Origin of the sequence: Xanthobacter agilis (assembly GCF_021730435.1) — a bacterium.
GTDB classification, from domain to species: Bacteria; Pseudomonadota; Alphaproteobacteria; order Rhizobiales; family Xanthobacteraceae; genus Xanthobacter; species Xanthobacter agilis.
The window spans coordinates 62,553-87,291 of the sequence record NZ_JABWGX010000021.1; the positions used below are offsets into that span (position 1 = coordinate 62,553).

The window sequence follows — 24,739 nt, forward strand, 5'->3', positions numbered from 1 at the left end:
GGCCGGCTTCAGGCGCCCGGCGCGCCTTTGCCGGCGCCGGTCTTGGCGAGCAGGTCGCGAATCTCCTGGAGCAGGATTTCCGAGCGCGACGGGACTACCGGTGCCGCCTCCTGTCGGCGGCGCAGGATATTGATGCCGCGCACCAGCAGGAACAGCACGCCGGCCACGATCAGGAAATTGATGGCGATGGTGATGAAGGCGCCGTAAGCCAATACGGCACCCTGCTTCTTGGCGTCGGCCAGATTGTCGGCCGTGACCGATTTCGCTAGCGGTATGAAGTGGTTCGAGAAGTCGAGGCCGCCGGTGATGGCGCCGATGACCGGCATGAAAATGTCGCCCACCAGGGAGGTGACGATATTGCCGAAGGCGGCGCCGATGATGACGCCGATGGCGAGATCCACCACATTGCCCTTGACGGCAAACTCCTGGAATTCCTTCAAGATCGCCATGCTGCGGCGCTCCTTTCCGTGTCTTGTCGCATGGGCGCCCGTGGCGCCGCGGCGCATCTCACTCGATCGTGAACGTTGCGGCAAGGCGGTGTCTGGCATACCTTGCCACCTCCGAGCGCAGAGCGCGCCCGCGCGCGGCATCGATCGCACCTTCAGTCGGCTCTTTCGACGCCGTGACGCTTTCATGACTTTGAGCGCGCTCCCGCCTATGTTAGGGAGGGCCCGCCCACGGGATCGGAGCAATCGATTTCGGGGGTGGGCCGCATGGCCCGGTGGAAACGACCCTCTTGGGCAAACGACCCTTTTTTGGGAAGACACCCTCTTGGGCAGCAAGGCGATTAAGCTCAGAAATGGCGGAACGGCAGACCAGCTTCGGGTATGAGGATCTCCTCGCATGTGGACGTGGCGAGCTGTTCGGGCCGGGCAATGCGCAATTGCCGCTGCCGCCCATGCTCATGTTCGACCGCATCTCCGAGATTTCCGAGACCGGCGGGGAATTCGGCAAGGGCATGGTCCGCGCCGAGCTTGATGTGAACCCGGACCTTTGGTTCTTCGGCTGCCACTTCAAGGGCGATCCGGTGATGCCCGGGTGCCTGGGGCTCGACGCCCTGTGGCAGATGGTGGGCTTCTTCCTGGGCTGGCTGGGCTCGCCCGGACGTGGGCGGGCGCTGGGCCTCGGCGAGGTGAAATTCTCCGGCCAGGTGCTGCCTTCCGTGAAGAAGGTGGTGTACGGCGTGGATTTCAAGCGCGTGATGCGGTCCAAGCTGGTGCTGGGCATCGCCGACGGCTGGCTCTCCGCGGACGGTACCGTTATCTATCGCGCCCATGATCTCAAGGTCGGCCTGTTCCAGACCGACGCGGCGACGGAGCCGGCGGGCGCCTGACAAGGCGCCGCCACGATCCGCAGCCATCATGCCCACGCCCGCCGTGGTCCCGTCCGGGATCGCGACGGCGCGGGCGAGTCGGGCATCGGCGAACCCGCGCGGTGATCGAGCCCGACCCCTCGACGCCGCGCTGACGGGGCCGAGGGTCTGAACCGTGCGTTCCAATGGGGATTTGACATGCGCCGCGTCGTCGTCACCGGGATGGGCATCGTCTCGTCCATCGGCAACACCACGCAGGAGGTTCTCGCAAGCCTGCGCGAGGCCAAGAGCGGTCTCTCGTTCGCGGAGGACTATGCCAAGCTGGGCTTCCGCTCCCAGGTGCGCGGCGCGCCGACCCTGAACGCGGAAGATCTGGTGGACCGCCGCGCCATGCGCTTCCATGGCGGCGGCACCGCATGGAATCACGTGGCCATGGACCAGGCCATCCGCGATGCGGGGCTGGAGGCGAACGACGTCTCCAACATCCGCACCGGCATCATCATGGGGTCCGGCGGCTCGTCCACCAAGACCATCGTGGAGGCGGCCGACACCGCCCGCGAGAAGGGGCCGAAGCGCGTGGGGCCGTTCGCGGTGCCCAAGGCCATGGCGTCCACCGCCTCGGCGACCTTGTCCACCTGGTTCAAGATCAAGGGCCTGAGCTATTCCATCTCGGCCGCCTGCGCGACCACCAACATCTGCATCGGCAACGCCTATGAGCTGATCCAGTACGGCAAGCAGGACATCATCTTCGCCGGTGGCTGCGAGGATCTGCACTGGACCTTGTCGGTGCTGTTCGACGGCATGGGCGCCATGTCCTCGGCCTATAACGACCGGCCGCAGGTGGCCTCCCGCGCCTATGACAAGAATCGCGACGGCTTCGTCATCTCCGGCGGCGCCGGGGTGCTGGTGCTGGAAGAGTTGGAGCACGCCAAGGCGCGCGGCGCCCGCATTTATGCGGAGATCGTCGGCTATGGCGCGACCTCCGACGGTGCCGACATGGTCGCTCCCTCGGGCGAGGGCGCCGCGCGCGCCATGGCGCTCGCCATGAGCACGGTGAAGGCGCCCATGGACTACATCAACCCGCACGCCACCTCGACCCCCATCGGCGACCTGAAGGAGATCGAGGCCATCCGCGCGGTGTTTGGCGACGCGTGCCCGCCGATCTCGGCCACCAAGTCGCTGACCGGCCACTCCCAGGGCGCCACCGGCGTGCACGAGGCCATCTACTCGATCCTGATGATGCAGAACGGCTTCATCTGCGAGAGCGCCAACATCGAGGAAATGGACCCGGCGTTCGCCGACATGCCCATCGTGCGCCAGCGCATCGACAATGCGAAGCTCGGCCATGTGCTCTCCAACGGCTTCGGCTTCGGGGGCACCAATGCGAGCCTCGTCATCAAGCATCCGGATGCGTGACCGGTGCTCCGGCGTACACGTATTGTAAAGATCGGTCGGAAGAGGTGACACCGAAGGCGTGGCGCGGCTGGGCCGCGTCTGCTATCGGCGGGTGATGTGCGAATTTGCCGCCGTGTCGCGTCGGCGCCGGGTGTTGGGGGCGGGCTTCTCGCGCCGCGTTCCCGGTCCGTCGCGTGTCTTCGCGGGACAATGCTCTAAGGGTGGGTGATGCAGGACCTGATGAAAGGCAAGCGCGGCCTCGTGATGGGCGTCGCCAACGACCACTCCATCGCCTGGGGCATTGCCAAGACACTGGCGGGGCAGGGGGCGGAACTCGCCTTCACCTACCAGGGCGAAGGCATGGCCAAGCGGGTGCGGCCGCTGGCCGAGGGCATCGGCTCCTCCATCCTGCTGCCATGCGATGTCGAGGACATCAAGAGCGTCGATGCGGTGTTCGAGACCCTCAAGGACAAATGGGGCAGCATCGATTTCCTGGTGCACGCGGTGGCCTTTTCCGACAAGTCGGAGCTGAAGGGCCGCTATGCGGATACCAGCCGCGAGAATTTCTCGCGCACCATGGTCATTTCCTGCTTCTCCTTCACCGAGATCGCCAAGCGCGCGGCGGCGCTGATGCCCAACGGCGGCTCGCTCATCACCCTGACCTATGGCGGGTCCACGCGGGTGATGCCCAATTACAACGTGATGGGCGTGGCCAAGGCGGCGCTGGAAGCCTCCGTGCGCTATCTGGCGGCGGATTACGGTCCGGCCGGCATCCGGGTGAACGCCATTTCGGCCGGTCCCGTGCGCACCCTGGCGGGCGCCGGCATCGCCGACGCGCGGCTCATGTTCAACTATCAGAAGCGCCACGCCCCGCTGCGCCGCACGGTCAGCATCGAGGAGGTGGGCGGCTCCGCGCTTTATCTGCTCAGCGACCTGTCCACCGGCGTCACCGGCGAGATCCACTTCGTGGATTCGGGCTATAACATCATGTCCATGCCCCATCCCGACGTGCTGAAGACCCAGGAAGACGCCGAAGCCAAGCTGGCGGCGGAAGCCCCCTCCAAGGCGGCTGAATAGGTCGCTCCGACCGCGCGTTGCGACGTGGCGGCTGCCCGGCCGGGCAGCCTGATTCGTCATGGCCCGTCAGCGCTGTTGAATCCCCCTGCATTTCATGATTTGTGACGCGCCGCGTCACCGCTGCCGCCGCCCCTTTGGCGGGCCCGTGGAGGGGCGCGAAACAAGACATGCAAAACGGCGCCGGTGCCTGGTCCCGGTGGGGGGAAGGACATGCAGGCCCTGTTGGTGTCGGCCATCGTCTTCGTCGGCCTGTTCGGGGGGGTGTGCGCCGGCATGTTCGGCGCCCGGCGGCTGCGGGAGGAGCACCTTTCCAAGGAAACTCAGGAGGCGGTGAAGCTCGGGGTGGGCATGGTGGCGGCCATGTCGTCACTGATTCTCGGCCTGATGACGGCTTCGGTGAAGGGCAATTTCGACACCACGGCGCGCGATGTGCAGCAGTTCGCCACCGATCTCATCACCCTGGACGTGGTGTTGCGCACCTACGGGCCGGGCGCGGACGACGCGCGCAAGGGGCTGATCGCCTACACGCAGCGCATGCTGGAGACGACCTGGTCCGGGGGCCAGGCCGGACCACACGAAAACGGGTCGGACGCAAGCCGGGGAACGCCATCGGAAGGCTTGCTGGAGGCCGTGGGCCGGCAGATTCGCAGCCTTGCCCCGGCGACGCCGGTCCTGTCGGAACTGCGCGCGGAGGCCCTCGACCGTTACAAGGCGATCGCCATCTTGCGTTGGACCGTCGCGGCCGAGAGCGTCACCACGGTGCCGCCCGTCTTCATCGCGGTGCTGATCGTGTGGCTAACTCTCATTTTCGTGAGCTTCGGCCTGTTCTCGCCCGTCAACGGGGTGTCACTGGTGGTGTTCTTCCTGTGTTCGGTGTCGCTGGCCGGCGCGCTGTTCCTGATTCTGGAAATGAGCGGCCCCTTCGACGGCATCATCCGCGTGCCGAGCGACGCCATGCAGAACGCGCTGAGCCAGATGCTGCAGTGAAGGCACGGTGCCTCCGGGGGTGTGTTGCGGCGCAACTTTAGAATTGTTACAAACTGAGTCTTGGGTGTCCGTGCCGTTTCCTGCCGTGTGGCGCAGGCCGGGCGCCTATATGGCAAGGACAGGAGAACCCCCCGATGTCGCGCAATGCCCTCTGGGTGGCGGCGGCGAGCGTGCTCGTCGGCGTCGTCGTGCTCGGGCTGAAGACCATGGCCTGGTGGGTCACCGGTTCGGTGGCGCTGTTGTCCGATGCGCTCGAGAGCATCATCAATGTGGCGGCCTCCCTCGGCGCGCTGGTGGCGCTGCATGTGTCCTCGCGCCCGGCCGACGCCAACCACCAGTTCGGCCACTACAAGGCGGAATATCTCTCGGCGGTGGTGGAGGGCGTGCTGGTGATCCTCGCCGCGCTCACCATCCTGCGCGAGGCCTATAACGGGCTCATGGACCCGCGCCTGCCAGACCAACCGTTCACCGGCATGCTGTTCAACGGCGCCGCCACCGTGTTGAACGGGACGTGGTGCTGGGTGCTGCTGCGGGTGGGCAAGGCGCATCGTTCTCCCGCCCTTGTCGCCGATGCCAAGCATCTGTTTTCCGACGTGGTGACGTCGGTGGGGGTGCTGGTGGGCTTCGTGCTGGTGCCCCTGACCGGCTGGCCGCAGCTCGATCCGCTGATCGCCGGTCTGGTGGCGCTCAATGTGCTGTGGATGGGCTGGGGCCTGATGCGCGAATCGGTGGCCGGCCTGATGGACGAGGCGGCCCCGCCGGAGGTGGTGGCGCATATCCGCCAGCTGGTCTCCTCCCATGCGGAAGGCGCGCTGGAGGTGCATGATCTGCGCACCCGCCACGCCGGGCGCATGACCTTCGTGCAGTTCCACATGGTGGTGCCGGACCAGATGACGGTCGCGGCGGCCCATGCCATCTGCGACCGCATCGAGACCGCCTTCGCCGAGGAGATGAAGGACGCCATCCTCACCATCCATGTGGAGCCGGAGGCGGAAGCCCAGCATCACGGCGTGGTGGTGGTCTGAGGCGCGATCAGGCGCCCTTGGGGCGGAACGCCACCACCACCTTCGGATCGGTCTCGATGCGGGCCGCGCCGATCAGGTCGAGGCAGTAGGGAATGGCCGGGAACACCGCGCCCAGGCACACGGAAATGGATGCCGGCTTGCCGGGCAGGTTGACGATCAGGGTCTTGCCCCGCACGCCGGCTTCCTGCCGCGAGAGGATGGCGGTGGGCACCTCGTGGAGGGAGATGCGCCGCATCTGCTCGCCGAAGCCGGGCAGGGGCTTGTGGATCACCGCGGCCATGGCTTCCGGGGTCAGGTCGCGCGGGGAGGGGCCAGTGCCGCCGGTGGTGCAGATGAGGTCCAGCCCCTCCTGGTCGCTCATGTCGATCAGGGTGTCCCGCACGCTCTCGAACCCGTCGGGGATGACGCGGTAGTCGGCGGTCCAGGCGCTGGTGATGGCATGCCGCAGCCACGCCTCGATGGCGGGACCGCTCTTGTCCTCATAGGTGCCCTGGCTGGCGCGATCCGAAATGGTGACGATGCCGATGCGGGCCACGATCGTGTCTCCGGTGCGGATGGGGTGCGGCCGGCGGCGCCCTTCGGAGCCGCCGCGTCACGGATGCTTTCGCTGTAGGCGCCGCAAGACCGCGGGGCAAGGCCGCGGGGCAAGGCGGCGCGGGAAGGGGGTGGTCGGCGTGGCGACTTGGCGCGACGGGTTTTTGTTGCGTCACTTCCATGACATCGTATCTATGCGGATATAGGTTTTCAGTGTCGTTCTTTCCGGCCCTTGTGTCTTTCTGGATTCCGTCATGTCGGATTTTCTCACCACGCGTGAGTTGGCTACGCTTCTGAGGGTGAAGGAGCGCAAGGTTTACGATCTGGTGTCGTCCGGCACGCTGCCATTCCGCAAGGTCACCGGTAAGCTGCTGTTCCCGCGCAAGGAGATCGAAACCTGGCTCGGCGCGGAGACGGAGGGGGCGAACGACGAGGAGGCGCCGCCGCAGCTGGAAGCCCCGCGCGCCCTGGTGATGGCGGGGGGGCATGATCCGTTGTTGGAATGGGCGCTGCGGGAATCGCGCTCCGGCATCGCCGCTTTCTTCGACGGGGCGCTCGACGGGCTCAATCGCGCCGCGGCGGGGGATTGCATCGCCGCCGGCCTGCACATCCCCGACGGGGATGACTGGAATGTCTCGATGGTGGCGGAGCGCTTCGGCGCGCAGCCGTGGGTGATGCTGGAGTGGGCGCGGCGCACGCGCGGGCTCATGTCGCGGCCGGACCTGCCCCATGCGCCCACCTGCATGCGGGACATTCGGGGCCTCAGGTTCCAGCCGCGCCAGCCCGAGGCGGGCAGCGAGATGGTGCTCGACCGGTTGCTGAAGGCGGAAAAGATGGCGCGGGCGGACCTGCGCGCGGTCGATACGGTGGAGCGCTCGGAGACCGATCTCGCCATGGCCATCGCCGGCGGCCGGGCGGACGTGGGCCTTGGTATCGAGGCGGCGGCCCGGCAGCTCAATCTGGATTTCGTGCCGCTGGTGGAGGAGCGCTTCGACCTTCTGGTCTGGCGCAAGGCCTATTTCGACCCGCCGTTCCAGAAGCTGGTCGCGTTCTGCCGGACACCGGCCTTCGCGGCGCGGGCGCAGGCCCTCGGCGGTTACGATCTGTCGGGCTTCGGCACGGTGCATTTCAACGGGCGCTGAGCGACCCGGCGCGGTCGAGAGGCGCAGGGCTCCGGCGCGCATCGCGGAAGCGGAAGGCCGCCCGATTGCCGATCGGGCGGCCGCGCCGCCGTCATCAGTCGACGGCGACGATGACCTCGGACGACTTCACGATGGCGGTGGCGTCGCCGCCCACCTTGAGGCCGAGGTCTTCCACTGCCTCATTGGTGATGGAGGCGGTGATCTTGAGGCCGTTCACGTCGAGCACGACATGGGCGGTGGTGGCACCGGTCTTGATCTCGACAATCTTGCCGGGGAATGCGTTGCGGGCTGAAACCTTCATGATGTTCTCCCTGTCTTTGGCGCGTCCCTGGGCGCATCCCTGGGCGGGGACGAGCGCCCGGTGTGAAGACAACGCGTGACATCGATGAACCGCAGCGGGTGACGCCCTGCCACGCCTGCGCAAGGGCCCCGCGCGGGCGGGCATGGGAGGGCGAGGCGGCGGGCCGTCCTCGCGGGCGCCCGCCGGCCGGGGGATCACGCCACGGCGATGATGACGTCGGACGACTTCACGATGGCGGTGGCTTCGCCGCCCACCTTGAGGTCGAGTTCGTCCACGGATTCGTTGGTGATGGAAGCGGTTACCTTCAGGCCGTTCACATCGATCACCACATGGGCGGTGGTGGCGCCCTTCTTGATCTCGACGATCTTGCCGGGAAGAGCGTTGCGCGCGGAAACTTTCATTTTTATCTCCCTTGCTCGATGCAGCGGAGGCATCGCCAGGATGACGGCGCCCGGCGGACGGCGCTCGGATGGCGCCCCCGGTTGACGGCCCTTTTGCGAAGCCGGTCACGCGGGGGGCTCATATGCGACCCTCTCGCCGGACGCCGTGAAGAGCGGGCTGGTCCGTGCGGACTTAGCTAGTCATGCGCCGCAGCTGAAACAATATGCGGAAAATACCCGTGCTTTCCCGCCGGCGGCCGATGGCCAGCGGGGTCAAGGCGCTGCGTCGCGGCGCTGCGAAGTTATGTCGCGTCAACTATAGCTTCGTGCCGGCGAGGGGAGACGCCCGCGCGGCGGCGCGCGGGCGTCTCGGGGGGGCAGGCAGCGCCGCCTCACGCCATGGGCGGCACGTCGAGCGCGCGGAAGATGGCGCAGCGGCGGAACACTTCGATGGTCGGCGGCACCTGCTTTTGCGAGCAGAATTTGGACACCAGCTTGGCGAGGCCCTTGATGTCGCGGCCGGAGGTCTCCGGGAACTGCTCCACCAGGAGGTCGATCAGTGCGTCGGAGAGGGGTAAGGCGAACTGGTCGGCCATGACCCTCCAGATCCGGCGGCGGTCGTCGGGGCCGGGGGAATGGTATTTGATGAGGGCGATGCAACGCGAAATGATCGCCTCGTCGATATCGTCCACCCGGTTGGTGGTGAGGAACAAAAGGCCGTTGAAATATTCGAGTACGCGCAGGAACACGCCCACCACCGCGTTCATGGTGAGGTTGTCCTGCCGCCGCTTGATGTAGACGTCGGCCTCGTCGATCAGCATCACCGCGCCCCACCGCTGGGCGCGGGTGAGCGCGTCCTTGAGCTGGCTTTCCATGGTGGAGACATCGAGCCCGAGCTGGCCCGAATGCACCCGGTAGAGCGGGCGCTGGATGATCTCCGAATAGACCTCGGCGGTGAGGGTCTTGCCGACGCCGGGCGGGCCGGCGCACAGCACCGTGGTGCCGCCGGACTTGCCCACGACGATGTCGTCCATGAGCGTGTTCATCTCGGCGGTCAGAATGTCGATGAGGTCGGTCTGCTCGGGGGGCAGAACCAGCTTCTGCTTGAGCTCGGGGTGGTATTGGTAGGGCTTGATGTCGTCCACATGCACCCACACATGGTGGTGCAATTCCAGGTGGAACATCAGGATCAGGGGGTGCACCGGCATGTCGGTGAAGGCGCCCTTGGGCACGCTGTCCTTGGCCTTCTTCAAGGCCTCGTCCACCGCCATGTCGAAGCAGTTCTGCTTTTCCGCCTTCTTCACCAGCTTGTCGAGGAAGAAGCCGGAGGTCTCCGCGCCCAGGGTGCGCTCGCCCAGAAGCTCCTCGTCGTTCACGAGCCGGGTCTCGGCGCCGGAGGAGGACAGGACGATGGTGGATTTGCGCGCCCAATCGGTGTCGCGGCGGTTGGCGGTGGGGTCCTCGGCGAAAATGCCGGTGCCGGTGGCGGAAAATTGCTGGCCGTAGCGGGCGCGCCAGTCGAAATACAGCACCATCTGTTCGTCGAAGGAGCGCAGCAGGCCGGGGTCTTCCAAAAGCCAGCCCTTGGCCGCCAAGGTGCCGGGAATGGTGAGGCCGCGCAGATCCTTGGAGCGGATCAGCAGGTTCTCCATGTGGGTCCGGCCGCGGTTGTTGGCCTTCAGCTCGATGATGACGCGCCCGGCCTCCTCCTCGCCGGCGGGGGTGAAATCGAGCCGGGTGATGAGATAGGGCTCGGGCTTGCCGCCGGGGTTCATGCGGAACAGCCAGCCGCGAATGCAATTGTCCACCAGGAACAGCGCCATCGCGCCGGCCAATTCCTCCAGGTCGTCGGGGCCGAAGGTGGCCCCCTCGTACTGGAACACCCGCACCAGATTGGCGAGCTGTTCGTCCTGGCCGCGGACCGGGGTGCCGCCGTTTTTCTGCACCAGGTCGTGCAGGTGACACAGCTCCTCCGGCTTCAGGGTGTCGAGGCCGACCTCGACCCGATTGGAAAAGCGCGGCTGGGCGAGCAGGTGGGCCTGACCGGGAAAGGCGTTCACCAGGGATTCGACGACCAGACGTTCGACGATGAGCTTCATCGATGACCTCATAGTCACAAGCGATGTCCGGCCTCCGACAAAAGCGACGGGCTCCGGCATCTGCGGCATATGTGAGTGCGGCGCAGCAAGAAGCAGGCCGCTTTTTGATCTGGCGCAAATTCCGCGCGGGCGCCGGGCGGGGCGTGGAAGAGGATCGGGCGGCCATTGCCGCTCGGGCAGGGATTCCCATCGCGCGCCATGGCCGCTATAGGGGATTGATGGCCCCGGCTTTGCCGGCGCAGGGGCGGGCCTCACGCGAGAGTGAAACGCATGTTCGCGATTTTCGGAGCGCGGAAATGCTCTAGACTGCCCCGCCGCCCGGCGCGGTGAAGCCGTCGTCCGGGCTGCGTTGGTGCCGTGCGTGGGAGTATCACGTTACGGCAGGGGCCGCCTTGCTCCGGCCGTATGCCGTCGTTAGTGAGCGAACAGCCGCCCGATCGTTTCCGGGTGCGGAGACCTGACGTTGCGTTCATTCATCGCCGCGATCCTCGCCTTTGTCCTGGCCCTGGCCCTGGCGTCCCTCGGGAGCGACCCGGCGCGGGCGCTGGAGCCCGTCGCGCTGCGGCTGGACGCCAAGGTGACGAACCTTGCCCCGGCCGTGGAGCGCGAGACCACCGACAATGGCCGCTTCCAGGTGTCCACCGCACCGGATTCGGAAGGGGTGGTCCGCCGCATCGAGGTGCAGAGCGCCGATGGGCGCCAGCATGTGGACTGGATCGCCTTCGCCCTCACCAACAATACCGACGAGCAGGTGGACCGGCTCATCGTCGCCCCCCATTACCGCATGGTGGGCTCGGGCCTGTTCTGGCCCGACCTCGGCAACCGGCGCATCGTCTCCCTCACCCCGAGCCAGGGCTTCAAGCCCGAGCGCCAGAACTCGCCCGACGCGGACGTGTTCCTGGTGACGCTGGACCCCGGCTCCACCGTCACCTTCGTGGCGGAATTAGGTACCTCCACCTTGCCGCAGCTCTATCTGTGGGAACCCGACGCCTACAAGGACCGGGTGAACGCCTTCACCCTCTACCACGGCATCGTCATCGGCATCGCCGGCCTGCTGGCCCTGTTCCTCACCATCCTGTTCGTGGTGAAGGGCTCGGTGATGTTCCCGGCGGCGGCCGCCTTGGCATGGGCGGTGCTGGGCTATATCGGGCTCGACTTCGCCTTCTGGTCCAAGGTGTTCGGTCTCTCGCCCGTGGCCGAGCAGTTCTGGCGCGCGGCGGGCGAGGCGGTCTTGACCGCGACTTTGCTGGTGTTCCTGTTCGCCTATCTCAATCTCAACCGCTGGCATGTGCGCTATGTGCATGTGGCCGCCGGCTGGCTGGCGTTCCTTGCCGCCCTGGTGGTGGTGGCGCTGCTCGACGCGCCGGTGGCGGCGGGCATCGCCCGCCTGTCCCTGCTGGCGGTGGCGGTGTTCGGGTTCGGCATCGTGCTGTGGCTGTCCCAGCACGGCTATGACCGGGCCGTGCTCGTCATTCCCACCTGGTCGCTGCTGCTGGTGTGGGTGCTGATGGCGGGCCTGACGGTGGCCGGCACCATCAGCAACGACTTGGCTGCGCCGGCGCTGTCCGGCGGGTTGGTGCTGATCGTGATGCTGATCGGCTTCACCGTCATGCAGCACGCGTTCGCCGGCATCGGCGGCATCCAGGGGTCGACCTCCGAGCTGGAGCGCCGGGCGCTGGCGCTGGCCGGCTCCGGCCTCATCGTGTGGGACTGGGATGTGGACACCGACCGCATCTACACCTCTCCGGAGGCGGAGGAGGCCTTGGGCCTCAAGCGCCATTCCTTGGAAACCGAGGCCGCCGGCTGGCTGGAGGTGCTGCACCCGGCCGACCGCGACCGCTTCCGCGCCACCCTCGACGGCATCATCGACCAGCGGCGCGGCCGCATCGACCAGGATTTCCGCCTCAAGGCCATCGACGGCCACTATCTCACCTTCAACCTGAAGGCCCGCCCGGTGGTGGGTGCCGACGGCGAGGTGGTGCGCTGCGTCGGCACCCTGTTCGACGTCACCGGGGAGCGCATCGCCGCCGAGCGGCTGCTGCACGACGCGGTGCGCGACAACCTGACCGGCCTGCCGAACCGCGAACTGTTCCTCGACCGGCTGGAACAGGCCCTGACCCTCGCCCGCATCGATCCGAAGGTGAAGCCGACGGTGATGGTGATCGACCTCGATCGCTTCAAGCAGGTGAATGTGCAGGTGGGCATGGCGGTGGCCGATTCCATCCTGCTCACGGTGTCCCGCCGCCTCATGCGCCTGCTGCGGCCGCAGGACACGCTGGCCCGCATCGCCGGCGATCAGTTCGGCCTCATCCTGCTGTCGGAGCGCGATCCCGAGCGCATCACCACCTTCGCCGACACCCTGCGGCGCTCCCTGCGCGCGCCGATCGCGCTGGCCGAGAAGGAAGTGTTCGTCACCGCCTCCATCGGTCTCCTGTTGTCAGGACCGGAGGTCGGCAAGCGCGACGAGGTGATGAAGGACGCGGAGCTTGCCATGTATTACGGCAAGCGCATCGGCGGCGACCGGATCGAGGTGTTCCGCCCGGCCATGCGCCAGCAGAAGATCGACCGGGTGGCGCTGGAGGCGGAGCTGGCGGAGGCGCTGAACAACGGCGAAATCTTCGTGCGCTACCAGCCCATCGTGCGCCTCAACGATCGCGCCATCGGCGGCTTCGAGGCCTATATGCGCTGGAACCATCCGCGCCTTGGCGAGCTGGCGGCGTCCGAGTTCCTGTCGCTGGCGGAGGAGACGGGGCTGATCCTGGAGCTCGGCCTCCATGTGCTGGAGATGGCGGCGGGGCAGCTCGCCGTCTGGCAGCGCATGCTGCGGGTGGACCCGCCCCTGTTCGTCCACGTCAACGTGTCCTCGCGCCAGCTCCTGCGGCATGATCTGGTGCAGGATCTCAAATCCGTGCTCACCCGCAACCAGTTGGCGCCGGGCTCCCTGAAGCTGGAGATCACCGAGACCCTGGTGATGGAGAATCCCGAATATGCCGCGGTGCTGCTCAGCCGCGTGCGGGAGCTGGGCGCCGGCCTCGTGCTCGACAATTTCGGCACCGGCTATTCCTCTTTGTCCTATCTCCAGCGCTTCCCGTTCGACACCATCAAGATTGACCAGCATTTCGTCCGCGACACCGCCAAGGGGCCGGCGCGGGCGGCGCGTCCGGTCATCATCAATTCCCTGGTGGAACTGGCCCACGAGCTGGGCATGGACGTGATCGCCGAGGGCCTGGAGCGCGAGGGCGAGGCCGCGCAGATGGCGCGCTACGGCTGCGAATACGCCCAGGGCGTGGTGTTCGGCGAGCCGCTGACCGCCGAGGACTGCCGCGCGCTCATCGAGCCGGCGCCGGTGGACACCAAGAAGAAGCGCGCCGCCGCGGAGTGAGGGGGAGGCCGGTGCAGGTCCCGGCTGCCGACATCGCGCGGCCTGGATGGGCTCGCGCCGATCATGGCGCGGGATAGCGCCTGCGCCCCGCCGCTGAGGCCGAGATGCTGCCGGCCGACGTCCTGACCCGCACCCTGATCATCGGCAACAGCGGCGCCGGCAAGAGCGGGCTGGCGCAGCATCTGGCGGCACGGCTCCGGTGTCCCGCCTTTGACCTCGACCACATCCATTGGGAGCCAGGCGGATATGGCCGCGCGCGCGACAAGGCGGCGACGCTCGCCCTGGTGCGCGACGCGGCCGCCGGCGCGTGCTGGATCATCGAAGGCGTCTCTGGTCGCCTGGCGCGGATCGCCGCACCGCGCGCCACGGCCATGATCTGGAGCGCGATCCCGGTCGCGGAATGCCTTGACAACCTGCGCCGGCGCGGGGTGCGACGGGGGCGGGGATGGACGACCTGAACGGCCTGATGCGCTGGGCGGGGGACTAGGATCGGCGGGACGTTTCAAGCTCCCGTGCGGGTCACGCGGCGCGGTTCGATGGGTTCACGGGACCGAGGCTGATCGTCTCCTCGCGGCAGGACAGGGCGGCGTTGCTCGCGGCGCTGCCGTGACGTCCCCCGGCGGGCGCGGTCGACCGGCGGCCGTCAGGCGTGGCCGGCCTCGCTGGAGAGCATTCCGGGGTCGATGCCGAGGCTGCGCAGCGCCGCGTCGTATCGGCTCTCGATGGCGCTGCGGAAAATCAGGTCCGGATCGGCGGGGCAGTTGAGCCAGCCGTTGGCCTGGATTTCCGATTCGAGCTGGCCCGGCGCCCAGCCGGCATAGCCGAGGGCCAGCACCGCGCTTTGCGGCCCGGTGCCGCCGGCGATGGCCTTGAGGATGTCCAGCGTCGCGGTGAGGCAGATGCCGTCGTCGATGGGCAGGGTGGAGTTCTCGATGAAATAGTCGGCCGAATGGAGCACGAAGCCGCGCCCGGTCTCCACCGGCCCGCCCTTCAGCACCTTGATGGCGCCGGCGCTCTTGGGGAGCAGGATGCGCTCGGCGGCGGGCACCACGTCGAGTTGCACCAGGAGGTCGCCGAAGTCGAGATGGCTCGCGGGCTGGTTCACCACGATCCCCATCGCCCCTTCGGCCGAGTGGGCGCAGACATAGACCAGCGCGCGCGCGAACTGCTCGTCGCGCATGGTGGGCATGGCGATCAGCATCTGCCCGTCGAGAAAGCGGGGGCCGCCTGCCGGGGCGTTCGGGGTATCGGTCGCGGTCATGGCGCAAGCCTACCGCGCATCGCGGGTTTTGGAAATGCGCCTGCGCGCGGGCGGTCGCCCGACACCCCGGCCGCGCCTGGGAAGCGGTGGCGCGCTCACAGGCTTGTGCGCAGGAAGCCCTTTGCCGGGCGCGCGGGAGGCGGTACCGGCAACAGTCATGACATGCTTCGCACCCGGCCGCGCCGCCCGCCCGCCACATCGGCGCTTCCCCTTGTCCGGCTCAGGCGCCCGCCGCCGCCTTTGGCCGCTGGCGGCGGTGGCCCTGGCGACGGTGGCCCCGGCGTGCGTGGCGCCCGCGGAGGCGGCCGAGACCGATGCGGTGAGCCTGCCCGGCGCCGAGGTGCGGCTGGTCTCCGCCGGTGGGGATGGCCCGGTGCGCGAAGCCGGCATCGAGATGCGCCTGGCGCCCCAGTGGAAGACCTATTGGCGCTATCCCGGCGACAGCGGTGTGCCGCCGGTCATCTCGTTTTCGGGGTCGGAAAATGTGGCGGAGGTCAGGGTGGAGTGGCCGGCGCCCCGGCGCTTCGCCGACGGCGGCAACGGCTTTTCCATCGGCTACAAATCAAGCGTGGTGTTTCCGCTGAAGGTGACGCTGAAGGACCCGGCGCGGCCGGCGCGGCTGGATCTCATCATGGATTTCGCCGTGTGCGAGGCTTTGTGCATGCCCGCCAACGCGCGCCTCGCCCTGGAGCTCGACGGCGCCGCCGATCCGGCGGTGGCCCAGCGTCTCGCCGCCGCCCGCGCCAAGGTGCCGGAAGAGGCGGCGCTTGGCGCCGAAGGCGCGCCCGCCATCCTTTCCGCCCGCCTCGATCCGGCATCGACCCCGCCTCAGCTGGTGGTGGAGGCGCGGGTGGCGACCCCCATGGCCGACCTGTTCGTGGAGGGACCCGATGCCCGCTGGGCGTTGCCGCTGCCGCAGAAGACGGCGCTGCCCGGCGGTCTCGCCCGCTTCAGCCTGCCCCTGGAGGGGGTGCCGGCGGATGCCGACCTGGCCCATGCCCGGCTCACCTTCACCTTGTCCGACACGCCGCGCTCGGTGACCGCGACGGCGGTGCCGCAGCCGCGGTGAGCGGCCAAGGTGGTGGCGTCGGGGCGGCCGCACACCCTTTCCTCCTCCGTAAAACCACGTATTGTCCGCGCGCGGCCGTTCCGGGCCGCGTCCTTGCGGAGAGTGCCATGTCCATTTCGGTCGGCGACAGCCTGCCCCCCGCCACCTTTCGCGTGATGACCACCGACGGTCCGGTGCAGAAGACCACGGACGAGGTCTTCAAGGGCAAGCGCGTGGTGCTGTTCGCGGTGCCGGGCGCCTTTACCCCCACCTGCCACAAGAACCACCTGCCGGGCTATGTGGCGCATGCGGACGCCATCACCGCCAAGGGCGTGGACACCATCGCCGTGGTGTCGGTGAACGACCCGTTCGTGATGGGGGCCTGGGAAACCGCGTCCGGCGCCAGTGGCAAGATCCTGTTCCTGTCGGACCCGGATGCGAGCTTCGCCACCGCGCTCGGCCTCACCTTCGATGCCACCGCCGCCGGCCTCGGCGTGCGCTCGCAGCGCTACGCCATGCTGGTCGAGAATGGCGTGGTGAAGATCCTCAATGTGGAGGACAGCCCCGGCAAGGCCGACATCTCCGGCGCCACGGCGCTGCTGGCGCAGCTCTAGAGCAATTCCAGCAAAAGTGTGGAGCGGTTTTGCGCCTGGAATTGCGACAAAACAAAGACTTATAGCATTTCAGGTGAACGAGAGTTCACCGGAAATGCTCTAGGCCCCATCGCGCGGGGCGCGGTGTTCGCCCGCCTCAGGCGATGATGTCGGGGAACAATTGGTCTTCGAGATGGGTGATGCGGTCCTTGAGCTGCAGCTTGCGCTTCTTCAGCCGCTGCACCTGGAGCACGTCCGAGCCGGTTACCCCGGTCAGCGCCTCGATGGCGACATCAAGGTCGCGATGCTCCTGCCGGAAGCGCTCCAAGAGGATCTTCAGATCCCGTTCCTCGTCAATGGTCATGCACCCATCCGTCGCAACCCGTACCCGGTGATCCGCGCTCCGGTTCCGCCCTTGAAAGGGCGGTGCCGGAGCCTTGCCGATGGCGGCCTGTCCGCCGCCTCCCGCGCATCGCCGGGGCCTGTCCCGCCTCGCCTTCGCCCCCACCTGGGGACATTCCGCGCCATGACGACCGGCCGCGACCGCCCTGCATGCGATCACATATCCGTCAGGCTTCGCCCCCAGGGGACCGCCGGCGACGCGCGATCCGCGCGCCAAACGACTATGGCATGGGCTTTTCGCACTGCAAGACATCTTCCCGCGCCGCCCGCAAGAAAGGTGGTCGACTTCACGTCAAACCCGTGACAGACTTCCTGTCGTGATGCAGACAGGGAGTGGCTCAGTATGTCCATCCAGTCGCACCTTCAGGAGCTGAAGCGGCGCCATGCGGCTCTCGATCAGGAGCTCTCGCGTGAACTCGCCTCGCCCGCCAAGGACTCGGTCCGCGTGGCGGAACTCAAGCGCAAGAAGCTTGTTCTCAAAGACGAAATGAACCGCCTGGGCGGACCCATCACGTTTCATTGATGCTGGCGTGAGGATGTTGCCGACGTCGAGTTGGGGCTCGGCGGCGGACGGCGGACTGCGGCTGAAGCCGACGGCGTCGCGGGTGCGCGCCGGCCACAGCAATGTCGTATCTGCGACAAGGCCGGTTCTTATCCTGAGCGAACGGACGCACACCCTTTGCGTTCCGGCGCCGGTGGCTTTAATCCGGGCGGCATGGCCCCTCCGCTGATCCTCCTTCAAGACATCCACCTGCGCTTCGGCGCCACCCCCTTGCTCGACGGGGCGGAGCTTTCCGTCTCCGCCGGCGACCGCGTGTGCTTGGTCGGGCGCAACGGCTCGGGCAAGTCCACCTTGCTGAAGGTGGCGGCGGGACTGATCGCGCCCGATGACGGGACGCGCTTCTTCCAGCCCGGCGCTACCGTGCGCTACCTGCCGCAGGAGCCGGACTTCACCGGCTATGCGACCACGCTTGCCTATGTCGAGGCCGGCCTCGGCCCCGGCGACGAAGCCTACCGCGCTCAATATCTCCTGGAGCAACTGGGACTGACCGGCCAGGAGGACCCCGCCCATCTCTCCGGCGGGGAGGCGCGGCGGGCGGCGCTCGCGCGCGTCATCGCTCCGGAACCGGATGTGCTGCTGCTCGACGAGCCCACCAACCATCTTGATCTGCCGGTCATCGAATGGCTGGAGAGCGAGCTGAAGTCGCTGCGCTCGGCGATCGTGCTCATCAGCCATGACCGGCGGTTCCTGGAGACCTTGTCGCGCGCCACCGTGTGGCTCGACCGGGGTCAGACGCGGCGGCTGGAGCAGGGTTTCGCGGGCTTCGAAGCGTGGCGCGACAGCGTGCTGGAGCAGGAGGAGACCGAGCGCCACAAGCTCGACCGCAAGATCGTCGCCGAGCTGGACTGGCTGCGCTACGGCGTCACCGCCCGCCGCAAGCGCAATGTGCGCCGCCTCGGCATGCTGCATTCCATGCGCAAGGATCGCCGGGAGGAGCGCCGCGCCCAGGGCAATGTGAAGCTCCAGGTCACCGAGGGGGAGACCTCCGGCAAGCTGGTCATCGAGGCCAAGCACATCTGCAAGTCCTATGGCGAGCAGGCGGTGGTCACGGATTTCTCCACCCGCATCCAGCGTGGCGACCGCATCGGCATCGTCGGGCCCAATGGCGCGGGCAAGACCACGCTCATCAAGCTCCTGACCGGCGAGATCGCGCCCGATTCGGGCACGGTGAAGCTCGGTACCAATCTGGAGATCGCCTCTCTCGACCAGAAGCGCGCCGCGCTCGCCCCCACCACCCCCCTGCGCGACGCCCTGACCGGCGGCGGCTCGGATACGGTGATGGTGGGCGGCCAGCCGAAGCATGTGATGGGCTATCTCAAGGACTTCCTGTTCACCCCGGACCAGGCCAACACGCCGCTCTCGGTCCTGTCCGGCGGCGAGCGCGGGCGGCTCATGCTGGCGCGGGCGCTGGCCTTGCCGTCGAATCTCCTGGTGCTCGACGAGCCCACCAACGACCTCGACCTCGAAACCCTGGACCTGTTGCAGGAGATGGTGGCCGATTATGCCGGCACCGTGATCCTGGTGAGCCACGACCGCGACTTCCTGGATCGCACCGTGACCAGCGTCATCATGGCCGAGGGCCATGGCGTGTTCCGCGAATATGCGGGCGGCTATTCCGACATGGTGGCCCAGCGCGGGCGCGGGGTGGAAGCCAAGGCGGCCACCAAGGGGGATGCGACCAAGGGGGACGCGAGCAAGGCCGAGGCCGCCAAGGGGGCGCCGGCGGGCCAGGGGACACCGGCGGGCCAGGGGACACCGGCGGTCAAGGACAAGGGGAAGAAGCGCCTGTCCTTCCACGAGCAGCACGCGCTGAAGACCCTGCCCGCCACCATGGACAAGCTGCGCGCCGAGATCGCCAAGCGCGCGGCGGTGATGGCCGACCCCGGCCTCTATGCCCGCGACCCGGCGGCCTTCGACAAGGCCTCGGCCGATCTCGCCAAGACCCAGGCCGAGCTGGACGCGGCGGAAGAGGAATGGCTGCGGCTGGAGATCCTCAAGGAGGAACTGGAGGGCTGAGCCGGGCGCCCTTGGCGTTCCGGCGCGCGCCGGGGCTTTTGCGTCCCCTCGCCCCGCGTGCGGGGGAGGGGCGCACGCCCGATGTTGGAGCCGGTGCCTGGAGTGGGCGCCTTACCCCACCGTCAGCACGATCTTCCCGATATGGGTGCTCGCATCCATGCGGGCATGGGCGGCGGCGGCCTCGGCGAGGGGGAAGGCGAGGTCCATCACCGGGCGCAGCGTGCCGGCTTCCACCAGTGGCCACACCTTTTCCACCACCTCGGCCGCCAGCGCGGCCTTTTCCGCCAGGGGGCGCGAGCGCAGGGTGGAACCGGTGTGGGTGAGGCGCTTCAGCATCAGCCGCATGAAATCGACCTCCGCCTTGGAGCCCTTCTGGAAGGCGATCTGGACGATGCGCCCGTCCATGGCGGCGGCCTCGTAATTCTTCTGGATGTAGGGGCCGCCGATGATGTCCAGGATCACGTTGGCGCCGGTGCCGGCGGTGGCGCTCTTCACCTGCGGCACGAAGTCCGTGTCGCGATAGTTCACCGCGACGTCGGCGCCGAGCGTGAGGCAGGCGGCGCATTTTTCATCCGAGCCGGCGGTGACGATCACCCGCGCCCCGAACGCCTTGGCGAGCTGGATGGCGATGGTGCCGATGCCGCTCGATCCGCCGTGCACCAGCAGCCATTCGCCGGCCTTCAGGCCGCCGCGCTGGAACACGTTGCTCCAGACGGTGAAGACGGTTTCGGGCAGCGCCGCCGCTTCGGCGAAGGACAGGGCGGCGGGGATCGGCAAAGCGGTGGCCTCGGGGGCCGGGCAATACTGCGCATAGCCCCCGCCCGAGACCAGGGCGCAGATGCGGTCCCCGATCTGGAACCGGCGCGCCCCTTCGCCCAGGGCGACCACGGTGCCGGCGATCTCGAGGCCCGGAATGTCGGACGCGCCCGCGGGCGGGGGATAAAGCCCCTTGCGCTGCATCACGTCCGGGCGATTGACGCCGGCGGCCTCCACCTTCACCAGCACCTCGCCGGGGGCGGCGGTTGGGGTGGGGCGCTGCTCGGGAACCAGCACCTCGGGGCCGCCGGGGGCGGTGATGGCGATGGCGGTCATGGTGGCGGGCACGGCCGGCTCTGTCATGGTTGGGCTCCCTGGAGCGCTTCGGGCGAGGTGGCGCGCCACTGCGCGGGCCGGCCCGCGACGCGTGGGGCCGACCCGCGACACGGCGCAGGTGGCGCTTTTTACCCCGCCCGTCGGTGGCGGCAAAGCGCCTGCCATCGCTGTCTCCCCCTTCAAGCGGCGGGACGGCCCGGCTACCATGGGCGGCAGGCTGCGAGAGGAGAGGACCCCCATGGACGAGGAAAGGCCGGCGCCGCCGCCGGACGGGCCGCTGGGCGCCGATGTGTCGCGCCTATCGGTGGACGAGATCCGCGCCCGCATCGCCGCGCTCAAGGCGGAGATCGTGCGCCTCGAAGGGGCGCTGGCGCAGAAGGAAACGTCCCGCGCGGCGGCTGAGGCGGCGTTCAAGCTCTGATCCGGCGCGGGCGGCATCGGGGCCGGGCGGCGTTCATGTTTCGTTAACCGCGCCGGGGGAAAATCGGGGTGTCGATCGAATCGACGCGTCCTCCCGGACACTTGGCGTTTTGACTGCCAACCCATGAGCCGCCGTGAGGCGGCTCTTCTTTCGGGGGTGCCGTGCCGGCCGCCGTGCCCGATTTCCTCAGCCTGAACCCGTTCCTTGGCCTTTACCTTTGGCGCGCGGCGGCGTTTTGTGACGCCGCATGACAGGCCCGGAGGAGTGGCAGCGCTTGGGACGAGACGCGGACATGGGGGACGAGGCCTTGGAGCCGGTGTTCTCGGGCGGCATGGCGCTGCTGTCGCAGGCGCGCGCGCGCCTGTCCGACGAGCGGCTGGCCGCCGGCCTCGACGGAGGTCTGCGCGCCGGCCTGTCGGTGTTGCTGTTGGATCTCGCCACGGCCCTGATGCTGCTGCGCGCGGTGGCCGAGGGCGACATGGCGGCGGAGGCCGCCTGCGACGAGGCGGCGCGGCTCGACTTGCCGGAGCAGGTGGCCGACAGCCTGACCCCCGCCTTGCGCGAGGTGCGCGCGCCGGCGCTCCAAGTTGTGCTGCTGCAGGTCTCCGGCCTTGCCGCCCAGGTGCTGGCGCTGCTGGATGCCATGGCCGAGCACTCGGCCCAGCACGCGAGCACGCTGCAATCCACCGAACTGCCCCCGGCGCTGGATGCCGCTGGCCCGTGGGTGGCGCTGGAGGAGGCGGAAAATGAAAAGCCGCGTCAGCGTCCCACCGGACACCCGCGGCTTCGTCTCGTCTCTCCGGAAGAGGCCCCTTAGGGTCGGCTTCCGCGGCTGGCTCTCAATTGGGCCGGCTCTCGAAACCTTGCCTTGAGCCATGCCGCCGCAGCGTGGGGATCACCCGCGCCGATATGAGGGAAGCTGCGGAGCGCGCAGCTTTCCCGGCGGCGGAGCCTGGTCCGGATCAGCCCTTCAGCAGCGCGCCGAACTTGTTCTTGAAGCGCGACACGCGGCCACCGCGGTCCATGAGCTGCTGGGTGCCGCCGGTCCACGCCGGATGGGTCCGCGGATCGATGTCGAGCTGGAGGGTGTCACCGTCCTTGCCGTAGGTCGACCGGGTCGTGTACTCGCTGCCGTCCGTCATGACCACCTTGATGAAGTGGTAGTCGGGATGGATATCGCTCTTCATGGTCTTCAATCCTTTTGGCCTCGCCGGGCTCATGAGACGATCCCATAAGACCCCGACGCGCTCAAATTCGTTTCCTGCCGGAAGTGGCGGGTCTATAGCCGAGAGCAACCCTTGACACAAGCCGACCTCGCCCCCGAAGCCGCCCCCGAACGCGCATTTGATGCCACGGCGCGCCCCAAGCGGCGTTCACTCGCGCCGCTTCAGGGCCTGTGGCCCGTTCTGAAGCGGTATCGCGGACGGCTGCTGGCCGCCCTGGCGGCCATTCTGGTGGCCGCGCTCGCCACCCTGGCGCTGCCGCTCGCGGTGCGGCGGATGATCGATTTCGGCTTCGCGGCCGATCAGGCGGGCCTCGTGGACCGCTATTTCGAGGTGCTGGTGGCGGTGGTGGCCGTGCTCGCGGCGGCGTCCGCCGCGCGCTACTACCTCGTGACCACGCTTGGCGAGCGGGTGGTGTCGGACCTGCGCACGGCAGTGTTCGCCCGCCTCGTGACCCTCGACGGCGCCTTCTACGACACCGCGCGTTCGGGCGAGCTGACCTCGCGCCTGACGGCGGACACCACCCAGATCAAGGCGGCGGTCGGCGCCTCGGCCTCCACCGCCCTGCGCAACCTCGTGCTGTGCCTCGGCTCCATGGTCATGATGGTGGTGACGAGCCTGCACCTCTCGGGCCTGGTGCTCATCGCCATTCCGGTGATCGTGCTGCCGCTGGTGGCTTCCGGCCGGCGCGTGCGCAAGCGCGCCCGCGCCGCCCAGGACACGCTGGCCGATGCCTCCGCTTATGCCGCCGAGGCGCTCGGCGCCATGCGCGCGCTCCAGGCCTCGACCGCGGAGGGCGCGGCCCTCGCCCGCTTCGGCGGCGCGGTGGAGCGGGCGTTCGAGGCCGCCCGCGACGCGACGCGGGCGCGGGCGATCCTGACCGGGGTCGGCATCTTCCTGGTGTTCGCCTCCATCGTGACGGTGCTGTGGGTGGGCGCGCAATCGGTGCTGAACGGCACCATGAGCGCCGGCACGCTGGGCCAGTTCGTGCTTTATGCCGTTCTGGCCGCCTCCGCTCTGGGCGATCTTTCCCAGACCTGGGGCGAGGCCGCCGCCGCCGCCGGCGCCGCCGAGCGCATCGCCGAGCTGCTCAAGGCGGAACCTCAGGTGAGGGCTCAAGTGAAGGGCCATGCGAAGCCTGTGGCGCTGCCGGAGCGGGTCGCCGGCGCCATCCGCTTCGACGAGGTGAGCTTTGCTTATCCCAGCCGGCCCGATTGCGCGGCCCTGCACGCGCTGTCGTTGGAGATCCGCCCCGGCGAGCGGGTGGCCCTGGTGGGCCCCTCGGGGGCGGGCAAGAGCACCGTGTTCCAGCTGCTGGAACGCTTCTACGACCCGCAGGCCGGGCGCATCAGCTTCGACGGCGTGGACATCCATGGCTGCGATCCGGTGGCGGTGCGCCGGCAAATGGCGCTGGTGCCCCAGGAGGTGGCCATCTTCGCCGACACGGTGCGCGGCAACATCCGCCTCGGCCGCCCGGAGGCCACCGACGCCGAGGTGGAGGCGGCGGGCCGGGCCGCCCTGGTGGACGAGTTCGTGGCGCGCCTGCCGCACGGCTGGGAGACCGAGGTGGGGGAACGGGGCGTCACCCTCTCCGGCGGCCAGCGCCAGCGCATCGTGATCGCCCGCGCCATCCTGCGCGCCGCGCCCATCCTGCTGCTCGACGAGGCGACGAGCGCCCTCGATGCCGAGAGCGAAACCCTGGTGCAGACCGCCTTGGAGCGCTCCATGGCGGGTCGCACCACCCTCGTCATCGCCCACCGGCTCGCCACCGTGCTCTCCGCCGATCGCATCCTGGTGATGGAGGCGGGGCGGATCGTGGACGAGGGCAGCCATGCCGAGCTGGTGGCCAAGGGCGGCCTTTATGCCCGTCTCGCCGCGCTCCAGTTCAACGCGGCGGGGTGAGGGGTGAGGGGCGGGGTGAGGGGGCGGCCGCGGATGCTCACCGCGCGGGGGTGCCGCGCCATTCCATGCGGAAAGTGCGGCGGCCGGACATGGGGTTTTCCCCCTCGCCGGTGACGGCAAGGCCCATCTTTTGGTAGAAGCGCACGGCGCGCGGGTTCTCCTGGTTCACGTCCAGCGCCACCAGGGCGGGGGAGAGGCGCTTGGCCTCATCCATCAGCGCCTCGGCCGCGCCCTGGCCCCAGAAGGCGGGGGCGACGGCGATCTGGTCCAGGTATCCGGTTCCGGGATGGATCACCACGAAGCCGGCCACGACCCCATCCCGCTCCGCCGCGCAGGTGAGGGCACCGCCCGCCGCCAGCGTGTCCAGATGGGCTTCGAGCCAAGGTCGGCGTGCCTCGAAATCGATCTCCGGCAAGGTCTTCACCCAGCTCGCCACCCACAGGTCGGCCATGGCCGGCCGGTCGGCGGGTGTGACGGGGTGTAGGGTGTAGGTCGGAATGGGCATGGCGGGGTCCGGTGTGGGAGCTAGAGCATTTTCGGTGAACTCCGGTTCACCGAAAATGCTCTAGCTCCTTATTTTATCGC

At 68.4% G+C, this 24,739-nt stretch carries 25 protein-coding genes; 15 read left to right on the forward strand and 10 right to left on the reverse strand.

The features are described 5' to 3' along the window. Positions 1-8: 8 nt before the first annotated feature. The gene (mscL, locus tag HUW53_RS15380; RefSeq protein ID WP_370877836.1) at positions 9-443 is read right to left on the reverse strand and encodes a large conductance mechanosensitive channel protein MscL; all 435 of its coding nucleotides are present in this window, start codon (positions 441-443) and stop codon (positions 9-11) included. 356 nt (positions 444-799) lie between these two features. Here mscL and fabA point away from each other — a divergent pair, with 356 nt between their 5' ends. The 5 genes from fabA (at position 800) to HUW53_RS15405 (ending at position 5,796) form a co-directional block, all read left to right on the forward strand. Continuing rightward, positions 800-1,333 (forward strand): 3-hydroxyacyl-[acyl-carrier-protein] dehydratase FabA, encoded by a 534-nt coding sequence (gene fabA / locus HUW53_RS15385; protein ID WP_237346641.1) that lies wholly within the window; start codon positions 800-802, stop codon positions 1,331-1,333. A gap of 177 nt (positions 1,334-1,510) precedes the next feature. Then, positions 1,511-2,728, forward strand: coding sequence for a beta-ketoacyl-ACP synthase I (fabB, locus tag HUW53_RS15390; RefSeq protein ID WP_237346642.1), 1,218 nt, complete (start codon positions 1,511-1,513; stop codon positions 2,726-2,728). A 207-nt stretch (positions 2,729-2,935) separates the two neighbouring features. Continuing rightward, positions 2,936-3,784 carry an enoyl-ACP reductase FabI gene (gene fabI / locus HUW53_RS15395; protein ID WP_237346643.1) on the forward strand — a complete coding sequence of 283 codons (849 nt, stop codon included), beginning with the start codon at positions 2,936-2,938 and terminating at the stop codon, positions 3,782-3,784. Positions 3,785-3,994: 210 nt separating this feature from the next. Beyond that, entirely contained in the window at positions 3,995-4,771 is a 777-nt protein-coding gene (locus HUW53_RS15400; protein ID WP_237346644.1) for a bestrophin-like domain, read from the forward strand. 134 nt (positions 4,772-4,905) lie between these two features. Beyond that, positions 4,906-5,796 carry a cation diffusion facilitator family transporter gene (locus HUW53_RS15405; RefSeq protein WP_237346645.1) on the forward strand — a complete coding sequence of 297 codons (891 nt, stop codon included), beginning with the start codon at positions 4,906-4,908 and terminating at the stop codon, positions 5,794-5,796. Between the two features lie 7 nt (positions 5,797-5,803). On the opposite strand, the gene mog is transcribed toward HUW53_RS15405, so the two are convergent. After that, positions 5,804-6,331 carry a molybdopterin adenylyltransferase gene (mog, locus tag HUW53_RS15410; RefSeq protein ID WP_237346646.1) on the reverse strand — a complete coding sequence of 176 codons (528 nt, stop codon included), beginning with the start codon at positions 6,329-6,331 and terminating at the stop codon, positions 5,804-5,806. Positions 6,332-6,584: 253 nt separating this feature from the next. Between mog and HUW53_RS15415 the strand changes: the two genes are divergently transcribed. Next, on the forward strand, positions 6,585-7,472 hold the full coding sequence (locus HUW53_RS15415; RefSeq protein WP_237346647.1) for a helix-turn-helix transcriptional regulator: 888 nt from the start codon (positions 6,585-6,587) through the stop codon (positions 7,470-7,472). A 94-nt stretch (positions 7,473-7,566) separates the two neighbouring features. Here the strand turns inward: HUW53_RS15415 and HUW53_RS15420 are convergent, their stop codons facing one another. From HUW53_RS15420 to HUW53_RS15430, 3 genes are all read right to left on the reverse strand, one after another. After that, a complete protein-coding gene (locus HUW53_RS15420; protein WP_237346648.1) occupies positions 7,567-7,773 on the reverse strand; it encodes a TOBE domain-containing protein in 207 nt (68 codons plus the stop codon). A 194-nt stretch (positions 7,774-7,967) separates the two neighbouring features. Further along, positions 7,968-8,174 carry a TOBE domain-containing protein gene (locus HUW53_RS15425; RefSeq protein WP_237346649.1) on the reverse strand — a complete coding sequence of 69 codons (207 nt, stop codon included), beginning with the start codon at positions 8,172-8,174 and terminating at the stop codon, positions 7,968-7,970. Between the two features lie 371 nt (positions 8,175-8,545). Then, positions 8,546-10,252 carry an AAA family ATPase gene (locus HUW53_RS15430; protein ID WP_237346650.1) on the reverse strand — a complete coding sequence of 569 codons (1,707 nt, stop codon included), beginning with the start codon at positions 10,250-10,252 and terminating at the stop codon, positions 8,546-8,548. Positions 10,253-10,715: 463 nt separating this feature from the next. Here HUW53_RS15430 and HUW53_RS15435 point away from each other — a divergent pair, with 463 nt between their 5' ends. Next, positions 10,716-13,634: an EAL domain-containing protein gene (locus HUW53_RS15435; protein ID WP_237346651.1), complete on the forward strand. Its 2,919-nt coding sequence runs from the start codon at positions 10,716-10,718 to the stop codon at positions 13,632-13,634. A 104-nt stretch (positions 13,635-13,738) separates the two neighbouring features. After that, a complete protein-coding gene (locus HUW53_RS15440) occupies positions 13,739-14,092 on the forward strand; it encodes a P-loop NTPase family protein (protein WP_237346652.1) in 354 nt (117 codons plus the stop codon). A gap of 185 nt (positions 14,093-14,277) precedes the next feature. On the opposite strand, the gene HUW53_RS15445 is transcribed toward HUW53_RS15440, so the two are convergent. Then, a complete protein-coding gene (locus tag HUW53_RS15445; protein WP_237346653.1) occupies positions 14,278-14,895 on the reverse strand; it encodes a YqgE/AlgH family protein in 618 nt (205 codons plus the stop codon). A 157-nt stretch (positions 14,896-15,052) separates the two neighbouring features. On the opposite strand from HUW53_RS15445, the gene HUW53_RS15450 reads away from it, so the two are divergent. Together HUW53_RS15450 and HUW53_RS15455 are read left to right on the forward strand one after the other, a co-directional pair. Then, positions 15,053-15,964, forward strand: a complete 912-nt coding sequence (locus tag HUW53_RS15450; RefSeq protein WP_237346654.1) for a protein-disulfide reductase DsbD domain-containing protein — start codon at positions 15,053-15,055, stop codon at positions 15,962-15,964. Between the two features lie 107 nt (positions 15,965-16,071). After that, positions 16,072-16,557 (forward strand): peroxiredoxin, encoded by a 486-nt coding sequence (locus tag HUW53_RS15455; RefSeq protein WP_237346655.1) that lies wholly within the window; start codon positions 16,072-16,074, stop codon positions 16,555-16,557. A gap of 136 nt (positions 16,558-16,693) precedes the next feature. On the opposite strand, the gene HUW53_RS15460 is transcribed toward HUW53_RS15455, so the two are convergent. After that, complete coding sequence (locus HUW53_RS15460) at positions 16,694-16,900, reverse strand: YdcH family protein (protein WP_237346656.1); 207 nt, start codon at positions 16,898-16,900, stop codon at positions 16,694-16,696. Positions 16,901-17,281: 381 nt separating this feature from the next. Between HUW53_RS15460 and HUW53_RS15465 the strand changes: the two genes are divergently transcribed. Next, on the forward strand, positions 17,282-17,461 hold the full coding sequence (locus tag HUW53_RS15465; protein ID WP_237346657.1) for a YdcH family protein: 180 nt from the start codon (positions 17,282-17,284) through the stop codon (positions 17,459-17,461). Positions 17,462-17,653: 192 nt separating this feature from the next. Further along, positions 17,654-19,516, forward strand: a complete 1,863-nt coding sequence (locus HUW53_RS15470; protein WP_237346658.1) for an ABC-F family ATP-binding cassette domain-containing protein — start codon at positions 17,654-17,656, stop codon at positions 19,514-19,516. Positions 19,517-19,627: 111 nt separating this feature from the next. On the opposite strand, the gene HUW53_RS15475 is transcribed toward HUW53_RS15470, so the two are convergent. Next, entirely contained in the window at positions 19,628-20,635 is a 1,008-nt protein-coding gene (locus HUW53_RS15475) for an NAD(P)H-quinone oxidoreductase (protein WP_237346659.1), read from the reverse strand. 211 nt (positions 20,636-20,846) lie between these two features. On the opposite strand from HUW53_RS15475, the gene HUW53_RS15480 reads away from it, so the two are divergent. Together HUW53_RS15480 and HUW53_RS15485 are read left to right on the forward strand one after the other, a co-directional pair. Continuing rightward, positions 20,847-21,029 carry a DUF1192 domain-containing protein gene (locus HUW53_RS15480; RefSeq protein WP_237346660.1) on the forward strand — a complete coding sequence of 61 codons (183 nt, stop codon included), beginning with the start codon at positions 20,847-20,849 and terminating at the stop codon, positions 21,027-21,029. Positions 21,030-21,303: 274 nt separating this feature from the next. Further along, positions 21,304-21,846 (forward strand): DUF1465 family protein, encoded by a 543-nt coding sequence (locus HUW53_RS15485; RefSeq protein WP_237346661.1) that lies wholly within the window; start codon positions 21,304-21,306, stop codon positions 21,844-21,846. A 145-nt stretch (positions 21,847-21,991) separates the two neighbouring features. On the opposite strand, the gene rpmE is transcribed toward HUW53_RS15485, so the two are convergent. Continuing rightward, positions 21,992-22,216, reverse strand: coding sequence for a 50S ribosomal protein L31 (rpmE, locus tag HUW53_RS15490; RefSeq protein ID WP_234051330.1), 225 nt, complete (start codon positions 22,214-22,216; stop codon positions 21,992-21,994). A 111-nt stretch (positions 22,217-22,327) separates the two neighbouring features. On the opposite strand from rpmE, the gene HUW53_RS15495 reads away from it, so the two are divergent. Beyond that, on the forward strand, positions 22,328-24,154 hold the full coding sequence (locus HUW53_RS15495; RefSeq protein WP_237346662.1) for an ABC transporter transmembrane domain-containing protein: 1,827 nt from the start codon (positions 22,328-22,330) through the stop codon (positions 24,152-24,154). A 37-nt stretch (positions 24,155-24,191) separates the two neighbouring features. Here the strand turns inward: HUW53_RS15495 and HUW53_RS15500 are convergent, their stop codons facing one another. Beyond that, the gene (locus tag HUW53_RS15500) at positions 24,192-24,659 is read right to left on the reverse strand and encodes a GNAT family N-acetyltransferase (protein WP_237346663.1); all 468 of its coding nucleotides are present in this window, start codon (positions 24,657-24,659) and stop codon (positions 24,192-24,194) included. Between the last annotated feature and the right edge of the window lie 80 nt (positions 24,660-24,739).